The sequence below is a fragment of the Agrobacterium sp. DE0009 genome (assembly GCF_007680755.1).
GTDB classification, from domain to species: Bacteria; Pseudomonadota; Alphaproteobacteria; order Rhizobiales; family Rhizobiaceae; genus Agrobacterium; species Agrobacterium tumefaciens_B.
The window spans coordinates 318,080-333,677 of record NZ_VEIU01000002.1 but is presented as its reverse complement, the minus strand read 5'-3'; the positions used below and the strand labels follow the sequence as shown (position 1 = coordinate 333,677).

Annotated in this window: 16 protein-coding genes; 10 read left to right on the top strand and 6 right to left on the bottom strand. The window is 59.6% G+C overall.

What is annotated here, in order from left to right:
• Window positions 1-96: 96 nt before the first annotated feature.
• Entirely contained in the window at window positions 97-912 is an 816-nt protein-coding gene (locus tag FS804_RS10995; protein WP_144576616.1) for a MurR/RpiR family transcriptional regulator, read from the bottom strand.
• Between the two features lie 201 nt (window positions 913-1,113).
• Here FS804_RS10995 and FS804_RS10990 point away from each other — a divergent pair, with 201 nt between their 5' ends.
• From FS804_RS10990 to FS804_RS10965, 6 genes are all read left to right on the top strand, one after another.
• Window positions 1,114-1,986 (top strand): bifunctional helix-turn-helix domain-containing protein/methylated-DNA--[protein]-cysteine S-methyltransferase, encoded by an 873-nt coding sequence (locus tag FS804_RS10990; RefSeq protein ID WP_063950478.1) that lies wholly within the window; start codon window positions 1,114-1,116, stop codon window positions 1,984-1,986.
• 211 nt (window positions 1,987-2,197) lie between these two features.
• A complete protein-coding gene (locus FS804_RS10985; RefSeq protein WP_144576615.1) occupies window positions 2,198-2,827 on the top strand; it encodes an NAD(P)H-dependent oxidoreductase in 630 nt (209 codons plus the stop codon).
• A 467-nt stretch (window positions 2,828-3,294) separates the two neighbouring features.
• Window positions 3,295-4,335 (top strand): methionine ABC transporter ATP-binding protein, encoded by a 1,041-nt coding sequence (locus FS804_RS10980; RefSeq protein WP_144576614.1) that lies wholly within the window; start codon window positions 3,295-3,297, stop codon window positions 4,333-4,335.
• A complete protein-coding gene (locus FS804_RS10975) occupies window positions 4,325-4,993 on the top strand; it encodes a methionine ABC transporter permease (protein ID WP_144576613.1) in 669 nt (222 codons plus the stop codon). Before FS804_RS10980 ends, FS804_RS10975 begins: the two co-directional genes overlap by 11 nt.
• A 33-nt stretch (window positions 4,994-5,026) precedes the next feature.
• On the top strand, window positions 5,027-5,806 hold the full coding sequence (locus tag FS804_RS10970) for a MetQ/NlpA family ABC transporter substrate-binding protein (protein WP_063950482.1): 780 nt from the start codon (window positions 5,027-5,029) through the stop codon (window positions 5,804-5,806).
• A 196-nt stretch (window positions 5,807-6,002) separates the two neighbouring features.
• Window positions 6,003-8,246 (top strand): bifunctional diguanylate cyclase/phosphodiesterase, encoded by a 2,244-nt coding sequence (locus tag FS804_RS10965; protein WP_186376768.1) that lies wholly within the window; start codon window positions 6,003-6,005, stop codon window positions 8,244-8,246.
• 226 nt (window positions 8,247-8,472) lie between these two features.
• On the opposite strand, the gene FS804_RS10960 is transcribed toward FS804_RS10965, so the two are convergent.
• The 3 genes from FS804_RS10960 to FS804_RS10950 form a co-directional block, all read right to left on the bottom strand.
• The gene (locus FS804_RS10960; RefSeq protein WP_144576611.1) at window positions 8,473-9,417 is read right to left on the bottom strand and encodes a rhodanese-related sulfurtransferase; all 945 of its coding nucleotides are present in this window, start codon (window positions 9,415-9,417) and stop codon (window positions 8,473-8,475) included.
• 273 nt (window positions 9,418-9,690) lie between these two features.
• Complete coding sequence (locus tag FS804_RS10955) at window positions 9,691-10,599, bottom strand: CHAD domain-containing protein (protein WP_144576610.1); 909 nt, start codon at window positions 10,597-10,599, stop codon at window positions 9,691-9,693.
• Complete coding sequence (locus FS804_RS10950; RefSeq protein ID WP_144576609.1) at window positions 10,583-11,068, bottom strand: CYTH domain-containing protein; 486 nt, start codon at window positions 11,066-11,068, stop codon at window positions 10,583-10,585. The genes FS804_RS10955 and FS804_RS10950 overlap by 17 nt, the downstream gene beginning before the upstream one ends.
• Before the next feature lie 169 nt (window positions 11,069-11,237).
• On the opposite strand from FS804_RS10950, the gene FS804_RS10945 reads away from it, so the two are divergent.
• The 4 genes from FS804_RS10945 (at window position 11,238) to FS804_RS10925 (ending at window position 13,871) form a co-directional block, all read left to right on the top strand.
• On the top strand, window positions 11,238-11,876 hold the full coding sequence (locus tag FS804_RS10945) for a 2-dehydro-3-deoxy-phosphogluconate aldolase (protein WP_144576608.1): 639 nt from the start codon (window positions 11,238-11,240) through the stop codon (window positions 11,874-11,876).
• 108 nt (window positions 11,877-11,984) lie between these two features.
• Window positions 11,985-12,680, top strand: coding sequence for a tellurite resistance TerB family protein (locus FS804_RS10940; protein WP_144576607.1), 696 nt, complete (start codon window positions 11,985-11,987; stop codon window positions 12,678-12,680).
• A 281-nt stretch (window positions 12,681-12,961) separates the two neighbouring features.
• Complete coding sequence (locus FS804_RS10930; RefSeq protein ID WP_144576606.1) at window positions 12,962-13,648, top strand: GNAT family N-acetyltransferase; 687 nt, start codon at window positions 12,962-12,964, stop codon at window positions 13,646-13,648.
• Window positions 13,641-13,871, top strand: coding sequence for an intracellular growth attenuator family protein (locus tag FS804_RS10925; RefSeq protein WP_144576605.1), 231 nt, complete (start codon window positions 13,641-13,643; stop codon window positions 13,869-13,871). The genes FS804_RS10930 and FS804_RS10925 overlap by 8 nt, the downstream gene beginning before the upstream one ends.
• Here FS804_RS10925 and FS804_RS10920 read toward each other — a convergent pair.
• On the bottom strand, window positions 13,862-14,911 hold the full coding sequence (locus tag FS804_RS10920) for a nickel/cobalt transporter (protein WP_144576604.1): 1,050 nt from the start codon (window positions 14,909-14,911) through the stop codon (window positions 13,862-13,864). The two genes, FS804_RS10925 and FS804_RS10920, sit on opposite strands and share 10 nt — an antisense overlap.
• A complete protein-coding gene (locus tag FS804_RS10915; RefSeq protein ID WP_186376767.1) occupies window positions 14,905-15,546 on the bottom strand; it encodes a DUF1007 family protein in 642 nt (213 codons plus the stop codon). The genes FS804_RS10920 and FS804_RS10915 overlap by 7 nt, the downstream gene beginning before the upstream one ends.
• Window positions 15,547-15,598 lie beyond the last annotated feature (52 nt).

Here is a 15,598-nt window from a genome sequence, read left to right as displayed (position 1 = left end):
TGCTCGCGGATGCCGTTACGGAAAGGACGGTCGTGGAATGCCCGTTTCATAAATTTGGATCATAAATTCTATTTTTACCGTTTTCAATAAAAATATTCAGGCGGTTTTGCGTGCGCCTACAGCGACCGCCAGCGTGATGGCCAGACAGAGAGTGGCCGAAAGCGAGCGGAACGCCCCGAAATCGATCTCGGTGACGGTTAGCAGGGTCGCACCGGATTTTCGGAGTGGGTTAACGGCGGAATCGGAAAGCGCGACAACCGGAATGCCATTGGAGCGGGCGTTTTCAGCCAATTCCAGCGTTTCGGTGGAATAGGGAGAGAAGGTGATCGCTATCAGCGCGTCGTCCTGTGAGATGGCGCTGACGTTGCCTAGCCCGCCGACCGCGCTGTGCAGCACCGCCGGCACCTTCATCTTCTCGAAGGCGTATGCCAGATAGCTGGCGATGGGAAACGAGCGCCGCAAACCGATAATGTGAACGGTGCGTGCCTTGGCAAGCGCTGAAACCGCCTCATCCAGTTGCCGCGTATCCACCGATTTCAGCAGCATTTCGAGCGAAGAACGGCCAGCCTCCACGAATTCCGCCAGCAGACCGGAAGCACTCTCGTCGCCCTTTTCGCGCAGGTGATCGAGCCGGGTGGCATAATCCGGCCAGCCACCAACATAGGAATCACGGAAGAGCCGCTGCATTTCTGAAAAGCCGGAAAAACCGAGGATCTGGCAGAAGCGCATGAAGGCTGACGGCTGCACGCCGGCCCCCTCGGCCATTTCGGCAACGGTGGAGACAGCGATGCGGTCCTGATTGGAGGCGACATAGTCGGCACATTGCCGCAATCGTTTCGGAAGGCCCTCCGCAACCTGGAGCAATCGCTCCTCGAAAGCCTTCACCGAATCTGGCGCCTCGCTTGCCGTCATTGTTTTCCCTTTGCGACACGTAAAATTGCGGGCACTTTACCTTCGATGGAATTTTTATTCCATCGGGTTTTTAAACGGGTCGATCAGGATGCACAGGCGGTCGACAATGCGGAGGTACGACGGTAATTGCAGGATGGCGCAAGAAACGGGTGGAGGCCGATACGCTTTGATGGTTTTCTATAAAGCGTTAGGAGACATGCGATGAACGCCAACATTTCGCTGAACGAAGACATTACCCCCATTGGCTCCGATTATGAAACGGTGCGCGGGGTCATTGAGCTTTTGACGCTGGATTATCGCGAGCAACCTTCCCTCGATGCCATTGCCGCACGGCTCGGTCAGTCACCGACGCAGTTGCAGAAGACCTTTACCCGTTGGGCCGGCCTTTCGCCCAAGGCGTTCTTGCAGGCGGTCACGCTCGATCACGCCAAGAGACTGCTGCGTGAGGAAGATCTGCCGCTGCTGGAAACGTCCATCGAGGTCGGAATGTCCGGCCCCGGACGCCTCCACGATCTGTTTGTCACGCATGAAGCGATGTCGCCGGGCGAATGGAAGGCAAAAGGCGGCGGTCTGACGATCCGCTATGGGTTTCATACGTCGCCGTTCGGTCTTGCCCTTGTTATGGTGACCGACCGCGGGCTTGCCGGCTGTGCATTTGCCGATCCGGGGGAAGAGCGCGCCTGTTTTGAAGATATGGCGGGCCGCTGGCCGAATGCGCGTTATGTCGAGGATCGTGAAGCGACCGCCCCCTATGCAGCCCGTATTTTCGAGCCATCGCTCTGGTCGGCGGATCGGCCGTTGCGCGTGGTGCTGCTCGGCACGGATTTTCAGGTGCGCGTGTGGGAAAGCCTGCTGAAAATACCGATGGGTCGCGCCGTCACCTATTCCCATATCGCTTGCGATATCGGCCAACCAACCGCCTCCCGGGCCGTCGGCGCGGCGGTTGGCGCCAACCCGGTGTCTTTCGTCGTTCCCTGTCATCGCGCTGTCGGTAAAAGCGGGGCGCTGACGGGATACCACTGGGGCCTGACACGCAAACGGGCAATGCTGGGCTGGGAAACAGGCAAGGTGTGAGGCGGTGCTCGTCTTCGTTAGCCGATGAGAAGAGGCTCGATTAAAAAAAGTTCTGACCTCTTATTGTCAGCTTTCCAAACTTTTTTTCGATAACGCCTGAGTGCCCGCTTGCGCCCGCCGTCTCGCCCCCTATGTGAGACGGGCTGCGATGCGTAGCGCTCATCTCGCCGTCAAGGGGCGATGTGGGCTGGTCCTCCCAGGGAAAACGAAGATGCTTATCGAAAAACTCAACTGGCGTTACGCCACCAAGAAAATGGATCCTTCCAAGGCTGTGTCTGAAGACAAGGTCGAGCGTATTGTCGAGGCGGCGCGGCTGGCGCCCACCTCCAGCGGTCTTCAGCCATTTGAAGTCATCGTCGTCACCGATGCGGACGTGCGCGCCAAGATCCGCGAGATCGCCTGGAACCAGGCGCAGGTGACCGACGGTTCGCATCTGCTGGTGTTTGCGGCGTGGGATAATTACACCGAAGAGCGGATCAACCACATGTTCGATCTGGTCAACGAGGAACGCGGCATCAAGAATGAAGGCTGGGAAGCCTATCGCCAGATGCTGCTTAACACCTATCCGCAGCGCGACGAGCAGGTGAATTTCGAACATGCCGCCCGTCAGGCCTATATCGGCTTTGGCATGGCCGTGGCGCAGGCCGCCTTTGAGGGCGTGGACTCCACCCCGATGGAAGGCTTCGACCCGGCGAAGCTCGATGAAATCCTCGGCCTCCGTGAAAAGGGCCTGCGCTCCGTCACCATCCTGCCGCTCGGCTACCGCCAGCCGGAAGGCGACTGGCTGGTGAACCTGAAGAAGGTGCGCCGTCCAGTCGAAGAATTCGTCAGCCGCGTCTGATTTCTCCCAATCGCGAAAGCTAAAGCATTTCCAGGAAAGTGGAATCCGGTTTTCCGTCCGGAAATGTGGCACACAAAGAGCTGGAGCGTTTTTGCGCTTCGAAGAACGCAAAAAGCGCTCCAGACTGCCGCAGGGCCGCCTACTCGGCTTTGCGGTAGATTTTTCCTCTCTTTTCAGATAATTGAAAAAACATCCCTGTTAAAAGGTGGCGTGTGCGGGCAAGTATGCGTCATCGAATTGCCGATCCCCGGCATTTCTGAGTGAAAGCCTGACGAAATGACCCGGAAAATCAGCTGTCATCGAATGTGCCGCAAGGCTGCATGAAGAGAGCGGTTCAGCACCGCAACAGGATTTTTTGAGACCCGATCCGTCACGCATTCCCAGAGTTCACAATGACTTTCCCACCCAGCACGGCATCTACCGTGCGCCAAAAGCAAGCGGTCCCGGAAGGGGCGGCAAAGGAGCCGATGGTTACGTTTGAAGGCGTGACCAAGACCTTTGGCGGCGCCGACGGCAAGCCCGGCTTCGCGGCCCTTGCCGGTATCGATTACGCCGTGCCCAAAGGCTCCATCACCGGCATCATCGGCCGCTCGGGCGCGGGCAAATCCACGCTCATTCGCCTCGCCAACGGTCTTGAGAAGCCTTCGACCGGCCGCGTGGTCGTCGACGGCGTGGATGTCGCGGCGCTCGACGAAAAGAGCCTGCGCACGCTGCGCCGTTCCGTCGGCATGATCTTCCAGCATTTCAACCTTCTCTCCTCGCGAACCGCTTTCGATAATGTGGCCCTGCCGCTCGAAATCGCCGGCCTGGGTAAGAAGGAGATTGAAACCCGTGTCGCGCCGCTGCTTGATCTTGTCGGGCTTTCGGACAAGGCGAAACGGTATCCGGCGGAACTCTCCGGCGGCCAGAAGCAGCGTGTCGGCATTGCTCGTGCGCTCGCCACCCAGCCGAAGCTGCTCCTTTCCGACGAGGCGACCTCCGCGCTCGACCCGGAAACGACGCAGTCCATTCTCGAGTTGCTGAAGCGCATCAATGCCGAACTCGGTCTGACCGTGCTGCTCATCACGCACGAGATGGAGGTGGTGAAGACCATCGCGTCGCAGGTGGCCGTCATCGACAGGGGCCTGATCGTCGAGGAAGGCACCACCTTCGATATCTTCACCGCCCCGAAACACGAGACGACCCGCAGCCTGCTATCGTCGTCTGTCGGCGTGAAGCTGCCGCACTGGGTCACCTCAGGGCTGAAGCCTGAAGCCACGGAAGGAGATCGGGTTCTGGTTCGTCTGGTATTCTTCGGCGAGACAGCCTTCCAGCCGTTGACCGCCCGCCTCGTTGCCGAAATCGGCCCTGATGTGAACATCCTCGCCGGCACCATCGAGGAAATCTCCGGCGAGCCCTTCGGTTCGCTCGTCGTCTCCTATCCGGCCTCGGCTGAGGTTACAGCGCGCGCCGATCGTTTTTATGCTGAAACCGGTCTTCACACGGAGGTGCTCGGTTATGTCGCCTGATATGATCTTCAACCTTTTGCTGAAGGGCCTGCTGCAAACCCTGCATATGGTCGCTGTCGCCGGCATTGTTGGCTCCCTCATTGGCGTGCCAATGGGCGTTTTCCTCGCCACCAGCGGCAAGGGCGAACTGTTTCCAGCGCCCATGACCAACCGCATCCTCGGCCTCATCGTCAACGCGGCGCGCTCCACGCCCTTCATCATTCTTGTCGTGGCGATCATTCCCTTCACCCGGCTGGTGGCCGGCACGTCGATCGGCACCAGTGCCGCCATCGTGCCGCTGACGGTTGCGACCGTGCCCTTCATCGCGAGGCTGGTCGAAGCGGCGATCCGCGAGGTGGACAAGGGGCTGATCGAGGCCGCCCGCGCCATGGGCGCGACCCCGTTGCAGATCGTCACCAAGGTGCTGCTGGCTGAGGCCAAGCCCGGCATCACGCTCGCGCTCACGCTGACGCTGGTCAGCCTCATCGGTTATTCGGCCATGGTTGGCGCGGTCGGCGGCGGCGGGCTGGGCGATCTCGGCATCCGCTACGGTTACCAGCGCTTCATGCCAGACGTGATGTTGGCCGTGGTTCTGGTGCTGATCGTGCTGGTGCAGCTGGTGCAGAGCGCCGGCGACCGGTTGGCCCGCAGCTTCGACAAGCGCACACGCAAGAATTAACAGCCTTTATAATAACAACCCAAGGAGACACCCATGAAGAAACTCATCCTCGCGGCCTCGCTCGCCGCTCTCTTCACCGCTGGTCAGGCGCTGGCGGAGACGATCAAGATCGGCGTCACCCCCGCTGAACACGCGCAGATCATGGAGCAGGTGAAGAAGATTGCCGCCGCCAAGGGCCTCGACATCGATATCGTCGAATTCTCCGATTATGTCGTGCCGAACCAGGCGCTGAACGACGGCGAGCTGCAGGCGAACTCCTTCCAGCACCAGCCTTACCTCGACAACCAGATCGCTGACCGCAAATTCGATCTCGTCAGCGTCGGCACCACCATCACCACTCCGATGGGCGTTTATTCGAAGAAGGTGAAGAGCCTTGACGAGCTGAAGGATGGCGCGACGGTCGGTATTCCGAACGATCCGACCAATGGCGGCCGCGCCCTTTTGGTTCTTGCTTCCAAGGGTGTTATCAAGGTCAAGGAAGAAGCCGGCCTGAAGGTCACCCCTGCCGACATCACCGAAAACCCGAAGAACATTCAGATCGTTGAGCTCGACGCTGCCCAGCTGCCGCGCTCGCTTGACGATACTGACGCTTCGGTCATCAACACCAACTACGCCACGGCTGCCGGCCTAAACCCGAAAAAAGATTCCATCGCCATCGAAAGCGAAAAGTCTCCTTATGCGAATGTCATCGCTGTTCGTGCACAGGATAAGGACAAGCCTTGGGTAAAAACGTTGGTCGAATCCTACCAGAGCCCGGAAGTGAAGGCTTTCATCCTGGAAAAATATAACGGCACGGTCATCCCGTCCTGGTAAGAAACTTCGATTCTGACCGTTTGTTAGCCTCTCCCGTTCGCGGGGGAGGTTTTTTGTTTAATGCCAGCGGAAAACAGGTTTCCATGAAAAAAACCGATGCATTTGGCGGAATGGTTTTTCACGTTTCCCGCCGTAGTACGGGTTCGTACCCTTTGTTTTTTGGGTTCGCGCGGCGGCGTGGTTTAACGGCTTTTGAATGTTTCCTTCGCAAAATGATGCTTTCGAAGGGGGCTTTATGCGCATTGCGCCGCGCAATATTGGGGATTATCTGCCTGTCGGCCGCAGAACTGCGGTCGGCGTTGTGCTGTCCACTTTCGCGCTCGTGCTTCTCATCGTCACTGCGCTCGTTCTCTCCGCCCTCAGTCAGGTCCGGGAGAAGACAAATCTGCTCGATAATGCCCGTTCCCGTGAGACGACGGCGGGCGCTCTCGTGACATTTCGTGAGCAACTTGGCGCAACCCTGAACGACTACGCCGCCTGGGACGATGCCGCCGACAATATTTATGCGGCCGATCGCTACGACTGGGTGTCGAGCAATTATGGTGACGCGACCGTCAATAACGATCTTTTCGATACAGCCATCGTCATCGACGAGGGTGGCAGGGCTCGCATGGCCTACCAGAACGGTAAGCCGGTGGCGTGGACCTATGATACATATTTCTCCGGTGGGCTGACGGAGATGATAGCGGCTGCCCGGATCATGCCTGCCGGCATGAACGCACAGATGACGGGCTTCGTCAAAACCCAGGACGGTATCGCCGCAGCCGGGGTCGCTCTCATACGGTTGAAGTCGGGGACATTGCCATCGGTGGTGTCGGAGCGTCGTTATCTGATTTTCGCCCGTCATCTCAAACAGGCTACGGTGGACAAGCTTGCTCGAAACTACGTGATCGAGGGGCTGGAACTCAGGTACGGAGAGGAACCTACCGCCAATCACGTCGATATCGTCAATCCCATGGGGCAGGTACTGGCGAATCTCGTCTGGCGCTCACATCTCCCGGGAGACGTCAGTTTTCATGAGGCGCGGCCAGTCGTGTTTACGGCGCTTGGCATCGCGGGCACATTCTTTCTCGTGCTTCTTCTCATCGGTTCGGCCACGCTCGATCGGCTGAAGGCCGATGAAGCAGCGGCGCGGGAAGAGGCGCTGCGCGATCGGTTGAGCGGGCTCGAAAACCGTGCGGGCCTCTTTGCGCGGGTGAACCGCATGGTGGGTAAGGCCCGCCAGGACAGGACCGATATCAAGCTGCTTTATCTCGATCTCGATGGTTTCAAGGAAATCAACGACGCCTACGGTCATGCCGCCGGCGATCGGCTGATCAAGGGCGTGGCGGCGGCGCTGAAGGTGCTGGTGCCGGAAGGGGCCGTTCTCGCGCGGCTCGGCGGTGACGAATTCGCAATCGCCATCCAGGGCACCGATGTCTGGACCGAGGGCCGCAAACTGTGTCTGGCGCTTCTCGAACTGTTCACGGAACCCTTCAGCATCGGGGACCGTGTGGCAAGCATCGGCTGCAGCATTGGAACGTCGATCTCCCGCGCCGGAGATATCAACGGCGAAGAGTTGCTGCGGCGCGCGGACATGGCCATGTATCAGGCCAAGGAGAGCGGGCGGGGCCGTTATGTTTCCTATGAGTTGAAGATGGATGCGCTGCGTGAGGAGAAACTGCAGCTCGAGGCCGATCTTCGCGCCGCAATCCTCAACGACGAGATCAAGGTCGTCTATCAGCCTGTCGTGAATGCTGCCACACGCCACATAACCGGGGTAGAGGCGCTTGCCCGCTGGCAGCGACCTGGTCACGGCTTTGTGCCGCCCGATATCTTCATCGCTGCCGCCGAAAGCAGCGGTCTGATAGACCGGCTGGGCCTTCTCGTCCTGCACAAGGCCTGCGAGACGGCAAGGCAATGGCCGTCCATCAAATTGTCGGTGAATATTTCTCCCGTCCAGTTCCGCAATCCTGCTTTTTCAAGGCATGTGGCGGATATTCTCGAGGAGACCCAAACACCACCCGAAAGGCTGCGGCTCGAAATGACGGAAGGCTACTTCATTCAGCATCCGGAACGTGCGAGCGCAGCCATCGAAAAGCTGAAGCAGCTCGGCCTGCACATTGCGCTCGACGATTTTGGTGCGGGCTTTGCGAGCGTCGGATATCTCCGCCGCTTCGGTTTCGACCGCATGAAGATCGACCGGTCGCTCGTCATGGCGCTCGAGCAGGGGGGCAAATCACTGGAAATGCTCCAGGCCACCGTGGCGCTCGCAAAGTCGCTCGATATTCCGGTCACTGCCGAAGGCGTGGAAACCGAAGAACAGGCGGCGATCCTGCATCTGTGCGGCTGCGATGAATTGCAGGGTTACCTGTTCTCGAAACCGGTTGCGGCGGAAGAGATCGCGGCCCTCCTGGACGGGCAGGATACGCCGCTTTTTGCGTTGCGGGCAGGCGCGTGAGGCTGTTACTTCCACCCATTCTTGATCACCTGAAGGTGCGGCCCATTTCTTCTCCCCGTCGGGGAGAAGGTTGCCCGAAGGGTCGGATGAGGGGGCACGTTGCCGGATTTCGGAGAGCTTGCCCCCTCATCCCGCTGCCGCGGACCTCTCCCCGGCGGGGAGAAGAAACACACGGCACCCGCTCAAACAAACCCCAACTGTTATGCAGTCCGATAGCCGCCCGGGCTTAGCGCCCCAGATGTCGCTCGCCGCGCTTCTTCGCCAGATCGATCTGCTGCTGCCGGTCGCGGAACCGCTGGCGGTCGTCTTCGCTTCGCTCGTCGTAACAGCTCGGGCAGGACACGCCTTCCTCGAATTTCGGTGACAGGCGCACTTCCGGCGTGATCGGGTTGCGGCAGGCGTGGCAGAGCTGGTGATCGCCTTCGGCAAGGCCGTGGACGACGGAGACGCGCTCATCGAAGACGAAGCAGGCGCCTTCCCAGAGACTTTCTTCTTCCGGCACTTCTTCCAGATATTTCAGGATGCCGCCCTTGAGGTGATAGACCTCATCGAAACCCTGTTCCTTCATGAAGGCGGTGGCCTTTTCGCATCGGATGCCGCCGGTGCAATACATGGCGATTTTCGGCTTGTTGTGCAGGCCGGGATTGTTTTTCACCCAATCGGGAAACTCGCGGAATGTTTTCGTCTTCGGATCGACTGCCCCCTTGAAGACGCCGATGGCGGTCTCATAATCATTGCGGGTGTCGATGACGATGGTATCTGGGTCGGAGATCAGCTCATTCCAGTCGCGGGGGTCGACATAGGTGCCGACGATGCGGTTCGGATCGATGTCAGGCACGCCCATCGTCACGATCTCTTTCTTGAGCTTCACCTTCAGGCGCACGAAAGGCATGTGCGAAGCGCGGCTTTCCTTGTGCTCCAAAGCCGTGAATTCCGGTTGAGCGCGCAGGTAGGAGAGCACGGCGTGAACGCCGGCGTCAGGCCCGGCAATCGTGCCGTTGATGCCCTCCGCGGCCAAGAGTAGCGTCCCCTTGACGCCGTTCACCTGGCAAAGTGAAAGCAAGGGATCGCGCAGGCTCTCGAACCGCGGCAGGCGGGCGAAATGATAAAGCGCGGCCACAAGGAAATCGCCAGAGGCTTCCGGGCGGGGGAGAATGGTCGTGTCGGTCATGGGCGCTGAAATACAGCGGCGGCGGCTGCAAAGCAATATTTATCAGCGGGGAGCGGTATTTTGAAAATCGTCAAATATCCGAGATAGACGGGCGATTGGCAGGCGGCCCATGCCTCAAGCCCGAGATGGCAAAACCTCTCGTCCGTCATCCTTGGGCTTGTCCCAAGGATCTAATCACATCGCATAAACCGACACGTTGCAGATCCTCGGGACAAGCCCGAGGATGACGCCGAATGTGGTCTACGCTCTTTCCCCAACATCACCGTCTTCGGCCTACTTGGCCGCCTGCCGCCACAACAGCCCGACGATGCGACCCTCCTTGCGGGCGAGTCCAGAAAACACCTCGTCGGCCAGTTCAAGGGCTTCGGCTCGCAGTGCCTGCTGCCTTTCGATGATCGCGTCGAGAAGCAGCGCCAGCCGTTCACCATTGCCGAAGCGATCCGGTTCGCGGTCTGCAACAGCGGCGAGAACCGAGAGGTCGTGCTCGTGGCCGAGAATTGAGACAAGCCGCTTGGCATCGGCCCGTTTGGCACGCATGGCGGATGGCCAGAGTGATCGCATCAAGCCCAGATGCATCCCATAGGCTTGAGAAGCCTTGCGCAGATCATGGAAATGCTCAACGCCGGCCTGTTCGTGGCAATGGGCGAGGGCTTTTCTTGCTTTTTTGCCCTGTTTGGACCATTCGGTTCTCACCAGTCGTGTGGTCGCTTTCAACTCATCGGGCAGCGACACAGCACCCAGTTTTTTGCGCGCCTCTTTGCAGGCGTCAACGGCGGCGGACATTGCGTCGCCGAGACGGCACTCCTGTTTTAAAATGTCATCGCGGCGGATACGCAGCATGGCAGTGATCGAGCGCAGCGCGTCACCCTGTGCATCAGAGCGCGCGAAAGTCTCGAGATATTCCGCCGTCTCGACAAGTGCGGTTGCGTCCCGCGCGACGGCGAAAGAGCGAGCGATATCACGAATACGGGCGTTTTCCTCGCGCACGAAGCCCGGCGCGGCGCTGCGGAGGAGGCGGTAGAGCGCCCGCAATCGCTTGAAACGTTTGCGAGCCTCGTGTACCGCCGCATGTGATCCAGCCGCATTGTCTCCAAGTATTGCGATCGCATCACCGATCAACGCCAGCCCCAAACGGCGGACTTCTTCGCTGAACGGTTTTTTAGGATCAATTCTGAATGACATCCGTCAGGTCTCCCTGCGGATCCATGGCGAGCGACTGGTTGGAAAAGCGACGGTCTCCGGTGACTTCCCTGCCTAACCATGCCGGTAAATCAGGATCCGCATTCTCATCGTGCATCTCCACCTCAGCGACGACCAATCCCTCATACTGGCCTTCAAACACGTCGATTTCCCAGGTGAAGCCGCAATGCTCCACCGTGTGGCGCGTCTTTTCTATCACCACACCGGGGGCGCTGTGCATGAGTTCTTCGGCGTCTTCGAGGGGAATGGCATACTCATATTCGTCGCGCACGAGAGCGCTGGCACCAATCTTGACGGTTAGTGTGGCGTCGCGCCGGTCGACGATCCTGACCCGGACCGAGCGGTCTTCCATCGAGGCGACATATGCCTGCCGGAAAGCCATGCTACGCGTGACCTGCTTGCGCCATTCGCCACCCGCGACAAGAAACTTCCGTTCGATTTCCTTGGCCATGCTCTCTCCGCAAACTGGTGCGTCAGGTTATCGTAATTTCGGACTGCCATGAAGCGAATTGGTTGAGGTCGCGGGCAAAAATGCGATGGTCGCGCCTCGACATGACAGCCGTGGCAGGCTAATCGATAAACAGAATTTCAATCGTTTCAATCCCTCAAGGAGGCTTGTCTTGGCCCAGGATTCCGAAAAACTTCTCTCCATTCTCAAGCTCCAGCCGGTTGTTCCGGTGCTGATCGTGGATGATGCCGCTTCCGCCGTGCCTTTGGCGCGCGCTTTGGTCGCAGGCGGACTGAAGGCAATTGAAATCACCATGCGCACGCCTGCGGCACTCGATGCCATCCGCGCCGTTGCTGCGGAAGTCGAAGGCGCTAATGTCGGTGCTGGCACCATTCTCAATGCGAAAGATTTTGAAGCGGCCGCCGAAGCAGGCTCCACCTTCATTGTCAGCCCCGGCATCAATAAAAGCGTGCTGGATGCCGCGCGCGGCTCCAAGGTGCCGCTGCTTCCGGGGGCTGCCACCGCCAGCGAAGTCATGGCGCTGCGCGACGAAGGCTACAAGGTGCTGAAGTTTTTCCCGGCCGAACAGGCTGGCGGCGCACCTTACCTCAAGGCGCTGTCTTCGCCGCTCGCCGGTACCGTCTTCTGCCCGACCGGCAGCGTGTCGCTGAAGAATGCCAATGATTATCTGGCGCTTCCCAACGTCGTCTGCGTCGGCGGTTCCTGGGTTGCCCCGCGCGAACTGGTGGCAACCGGCGACTGGGCGGGCATCACCAAGCTTGCCGCCGAAGCGGCTGCGCTGCGCGGCTGATTTGTCTCCTGTCAAACCCGTTCACGAAGGCGTGAGCGGGTTTGACATTTGTATTCGGCCCACGGCTTCCTATCTCCCCAGTAGATTTGACCTCTACAGGAGATTTTGATGTTCGACGCCAAGAAGCTTCTTGAACAATTCCTCGGCTCCCAGGTGCCGGGCCTTTCGGGAAGCGTCCGTGACAGAGCCGGGCAGGCCGCCGAAATCGCAAAAAATAATCCGATGAAGGCCGGCGCGCTCGCCGCCGCCATTCTCGGCACCAAGACCGGCCGCAAGTTGGCCGGCAATGTCGCCACCATCGGCGGCGTTGCCGCCATCGCCGGCCTCGGTTATCTCGCTTACAAAAATTACAAGTCCGGCCAGGCGCCTGAAGTTGCGCCGAAACCCGAGCCGGAGCTTCTCGCCCCGCCGGCCGATTCCGCCTTCCACCCGCAATCGCCGGCTCTTTCCAATGACTTTGCTCTGAAGCTCATCCAGGCGATGATCGCCGCCGCCAAGGCGGACGGTCATATCGATGAGAAGGAGCGCGCCAATATCATGGACAAGGTGCAGGTTTCAGGTCTCGATACGGAAGCCGAGCGTTTCCTCGAAAAGGAACTGGCCGATCCGCTCGACATCGACGCGCTGGTGGCCGCTGCCCGCACGGAAGAGCAGAAGGTGGAGCTTTACACCGCCTCGCGGCTGGCCATCGAGGCGGATACGCGGGCGGAGCGGGGCTATCTCGATCTTCTTGCCGGGCGGCTTGGATTGCCGGATGCGCTGGTGGATCACATCGAGGCGACTGTGGTGGCTGCGAAGGTTTGAGGTAGGCCTCGGCGGGCGCGGTTCAATCCGCTCTGCCCCGCCGGGCATCTCCCCTTCAAGGGGGGGGGAGATCGACAAGCGGCTATGTCTTACGCTCTCTCAGCGTTTATGGATGAAGTGGTGGTAGCGCCTCCTGCTGATCTCCCCCTTGAGGGGGAGATGCCTGGCAGGGCAAAGGGGGGGTGATCCACACCCACCAAGCGGACAAGTCCGCACCCACATCCCTGTTGTCATCCCGCCCTGCTTGCCCTAATCCTTCTCCCAGAAAAATGGGGAAGAGAATGCGCGATCTGAGTGATTTTAAGGGATGTCCGGCACCGCAGCCGGTGGTGCTGACGGGTCGTTACGTCACGGCTGAGCCGTTCGATCGCGAAAAACACCTCACAAGGCTCTGGGACGCCCTTGGCGGCGAGGGCGTGAATGCGCTGCTCAGATATTTCCCGCAAAGCGCCTTTCCCGATGCCGATGCCTTTGGTGACTGGCTTGTCGGCTCGGGCGAAAAACTTAACTGGGTCACGCTGATCTTCGTTGAAAACACCACCGGCGAAGTTGTCGGCATGGCGAGCTACATGCGGCCCGATCCCGCCAACGGCGTGGTCGAGGTCGGCTCCGTCGCCCATGGCGCGAAGATGAAGCGCTCGCCACTTGCCACCGAGGCGCATTACCTGATGGCGAAACATGTGTTCGAGGATCTCGCGTATCGCCGTTACGAGTGGAAATGCCACAACGAAAACGAGCCCTCGAAGACAACCGCGAAACGGTATGGCTTCACCTTCGAGGGCGTTTTCCGCCAGCACATGGTTGCGAAGGGCCAGAACCGCGATACCGCATGGTTTTCGATGATCGACGGCGAATGGCCGCTGATCGCCAGGGCCTTCGAAGCCTGGCTTTCGCCTGACAATTTTGGGGCCGATGGCAAACAGAAACGCAAGCTTGAGGATATTCGCGCGGAGCTTGCCAATGCCTGATACGCCGACATCTGAGAAAAAGGACAGGTCGCCGGCCATTGCCGCCGCCCTCATCATCGTCGGTTTCGGGATCGTGTTCTTCGTCATGCCGAAGATCATGCTCTGGCTGGGCGACTATTCGCCCTGGCTCGCCGCTGCCTTCGGCGCGGTTGCCGTGCTGTGTTTCTTCCTGTTGTTCTGGCTGCGGGCGCGCTATCAGCGCCGCCGCGATCATCAGAGCTGAAGCGACGCGCCGAGCAGCAATAGTCCCATGATCAGCACGAAGAGCGCCCCGGCGATTTCAATCGCGTGGCTGATGCCGGCCGCCTTGCGGCTGCCGGGGCCGGCGAAGCGCACGGCGAGGCCCTTGGCCGAGACAGCCATGATGGCGAGAGCCGATACCGTGATGGCGGTGCCGAGCGACATGGCGAGCACGGAAAGCACGCCGCCGAGATAAAGCCCGTTCAGAAGCGCAAAGCTCATGACGATGATCGCACCCGAGCAGGGCCTGAGCCCCACGGCGATGATGGCCGACCATGCCTCGTGCAGGCTGAAATTCTTGCTCTTCAACAGCATGGGATCAGGCGCATGAGATTTCCCGCAGGCGCTGCAGAGATCACCCGTGCCGTTATGGTCGTGATCTGCAAATACGGGCTTGCCCTGAAACCGCAGTCCCGTGCCCATGCCGGTGCTTCTGGCGGCAGGTGACTCGCCCGCCGTAGCAAAGACTGGCACCGGTTCGCGTCGGATGCGCAACGACCAGAGTTTTCGCACCAGGAGCCAGGCGCCGAACAGCGCCACCATGGCAAAGCTGGCGATCTCCATCGCCTGCGTCGCCTTGGTCATGGTGATGGAGGTGCCGCGCAGCACCAGCCAGGCAGCACCAACAAGGCCGATGGCCATCAAGCCCTGAATAAGCGCCGAGACGAAAGAAATGAGGATGCCGCGTTTCAGCTGCGTTTCATTGGCGATCATATAGGACGAAATGACCGCCTTGCCGTGGCCGGGGCCGGCGGCATGGAAAACGCCATAAGCAAAGGAAAGGCCGATCAGCGAGCCGAGCGCCCAGCCATCCTCGCGCATTGCCTTCAGCGCACCGGTCAGCGCCCGGTAAAACATCTGCTGGTGTACATTGATCCATTGCATCAGCGGCGCAAATGGCCCGCCGACGGAGAAGGAAGGCTCGGCCGAGCCGATGCCGAGCGGCGACTGCGCGTGGGCAGCGCTCGCCACGGCAACGAGGCCGATGGCAACGGCGGCGAGGCTTGCCCTGCGGCTCAGCATGATATCTCCAGCCGGGTTGCGAAGAGCTTGGTCATGTCGGTGCCCGTCGGATCGTTGAAGAAGGCGTCGGTCAGCGAACTCTGGTTCTGCGAGATCACTTCGTCGGGGTCAGGGCGAACGATATGGTGCTTGCAGGCATTCAGATCCTTGCCCTGTGTGGCGATATCGCTGTCCTTGGCGAAATCGATCGCCGTATACATGGTCGGATCCCAGGCGCCGAAACTGAGCTTGCCCTTGACGGCAAGCGGTTTCACTGGCTTCACCGAGAAGAACATCAGGATCTGCTGGTCCTTGTAGTCGACATGAATGGTATCGGGCTTGGAAAACTCAACCGGTTTCCCGTTGTCGGTGATGAAGGTGTAATAGGAATATTCGGCAAGTGATTCCTTGACCGTATTGCCGATCTCGGCCAGCTCGTCCTTGTCCAGCTTCAGGTCGCTGTTCTTGTCGTAATCCATCACCACGCTTGCGGAGAACATCTCGTCAAAACGCCAGATATTGCGTACTTCCTGAACGGTGCCATTCGGCCCCTCGACGATTTCCATGCGGGCTTCCGCAAAGATGTGCGGATGCGCCGAAGCCGCAACGGGAATGGAGGTCAGCCCAGCCGCAAGAAGCAATAGTCGTCTTTTCATTATACGGTCTGTCCTGACGTCGAATCTCGGAGGCCCGACTCTAGCAGAAATT

What these genes read in the sequence shown, in the direction of transcription:
- FS804_RS10995 (WP_144576616.1), bottom strand. Translation starts at nt 912, where the DNA reads ATGACGGCAAGCGAGGCGCCAGATTCGGTGAAGGCTTTCGAGGAGCGA.
- FS804_RS10990 (WP_063950478.1), top strand. Translation starts at nt 1,114, where the DNA reads ATGAACGCCAACATTTCGCTGAACGAAGACATTACCCCCATTGGCTCC.
- FS804_RS10985 (WP_144576615.1), top strand. Translation starts at nt 2,198, where the DNA reads ATGCTTATCGAAAAACTCAACTGGCGTTACGCCACCAAGAAAATGGAT.
- FS804_RS10980 (WP_144576614.1), top strand. Translation starts at nt 3,295, where the DNA reads ATGGTTACGTTTGAAGGCGTGACCAAGACCTTTGGCGGCGCCGACGGC.
- FS804_RS10975 (WP_144576613.1), top strand. Translation starts at nt 4,325, where the DNA reads ATGTCGCCTGATATGATCTTCAACCTTTTGCTGAAGGGCCTGCTGCAA.
- FS804_RS10970 (WP_063950482.1), top strand. Translation starts at nt 5,027, where the DNA reads ATGAAGAAACTCATCCTCGCGGCCTCGCTCGCCGCTCTCTTCACCGCT.
- FS804_RS10965 (WP_186376768.1), top strand. Translation starts at nt 6,003, where the DNA reads ATGTTTCCTTCGCAAAATGATGCTTTCGAAGGGGGCTTTATGCGCATT.
- FS804_RS10960 (WP_144576611.1), bottom strand. Translation starts at nt 9,417, where the DNA reads ATGACCGACACGACCATTCTCCCCCGCCCGGAAGCCTCTGGCGATTTC.
- FS804_RS10955 (WP_144576610.1), bottom strand. Translation starts at nt 10,599, where the DNA reads ATGTCATTCAGAATTGATCCTAAAAAACCGTTCAGCGAAGAAGTCCGC.
- FS804_RS10950 (WP_144576609.1), bottom strand. Translation starts at nt 11,068, where the DNA reads ATGGCCAAGGAAATCGAACGGAAGTTTCTTGTCGCGGGTGGCGAATGG.
- FS804_RS10940 (WP_144576607.1), top strand. Translation starts at nt 11,985, where the DNA reads ATGTTCGACGCCAAGAAGCTTCTTGAACAATTCCTCGGCTCCCAGGTG.
- FS804_RS10930 (WP_144576606.1), top strand. Translation starts at nt 12,962, where the DNA reads ATGCGCGATCTGAGTGATTTTAAGGGATGTCCGGCACCGCAGCCGGTG.
- FS804_RS10925 (WP_144576605.1), top strand. Translation starts at nt 13,641, where the DNA reads ATGCCTGATACGCCGACATCTGAGAAAAAGGACAGGTCGCCGGCCATT.
- FS804_RS10920 (WP_144576604.1), bottom strand. Translation starts at nt 14,911, where the DNA reads ATGCTGAGCCGCAGGGCAAGCCTCGCCGCCGTTGCCATCGGCCTCGTT.
- FS804_RS10915 (WP_186376767.1), bottom strand. Translation starts at nt 15,546, where the DNA reads ATGAAAAGACGACTATTGCTTCTTGCGGCTGGGCTGACCTCCATTCCC.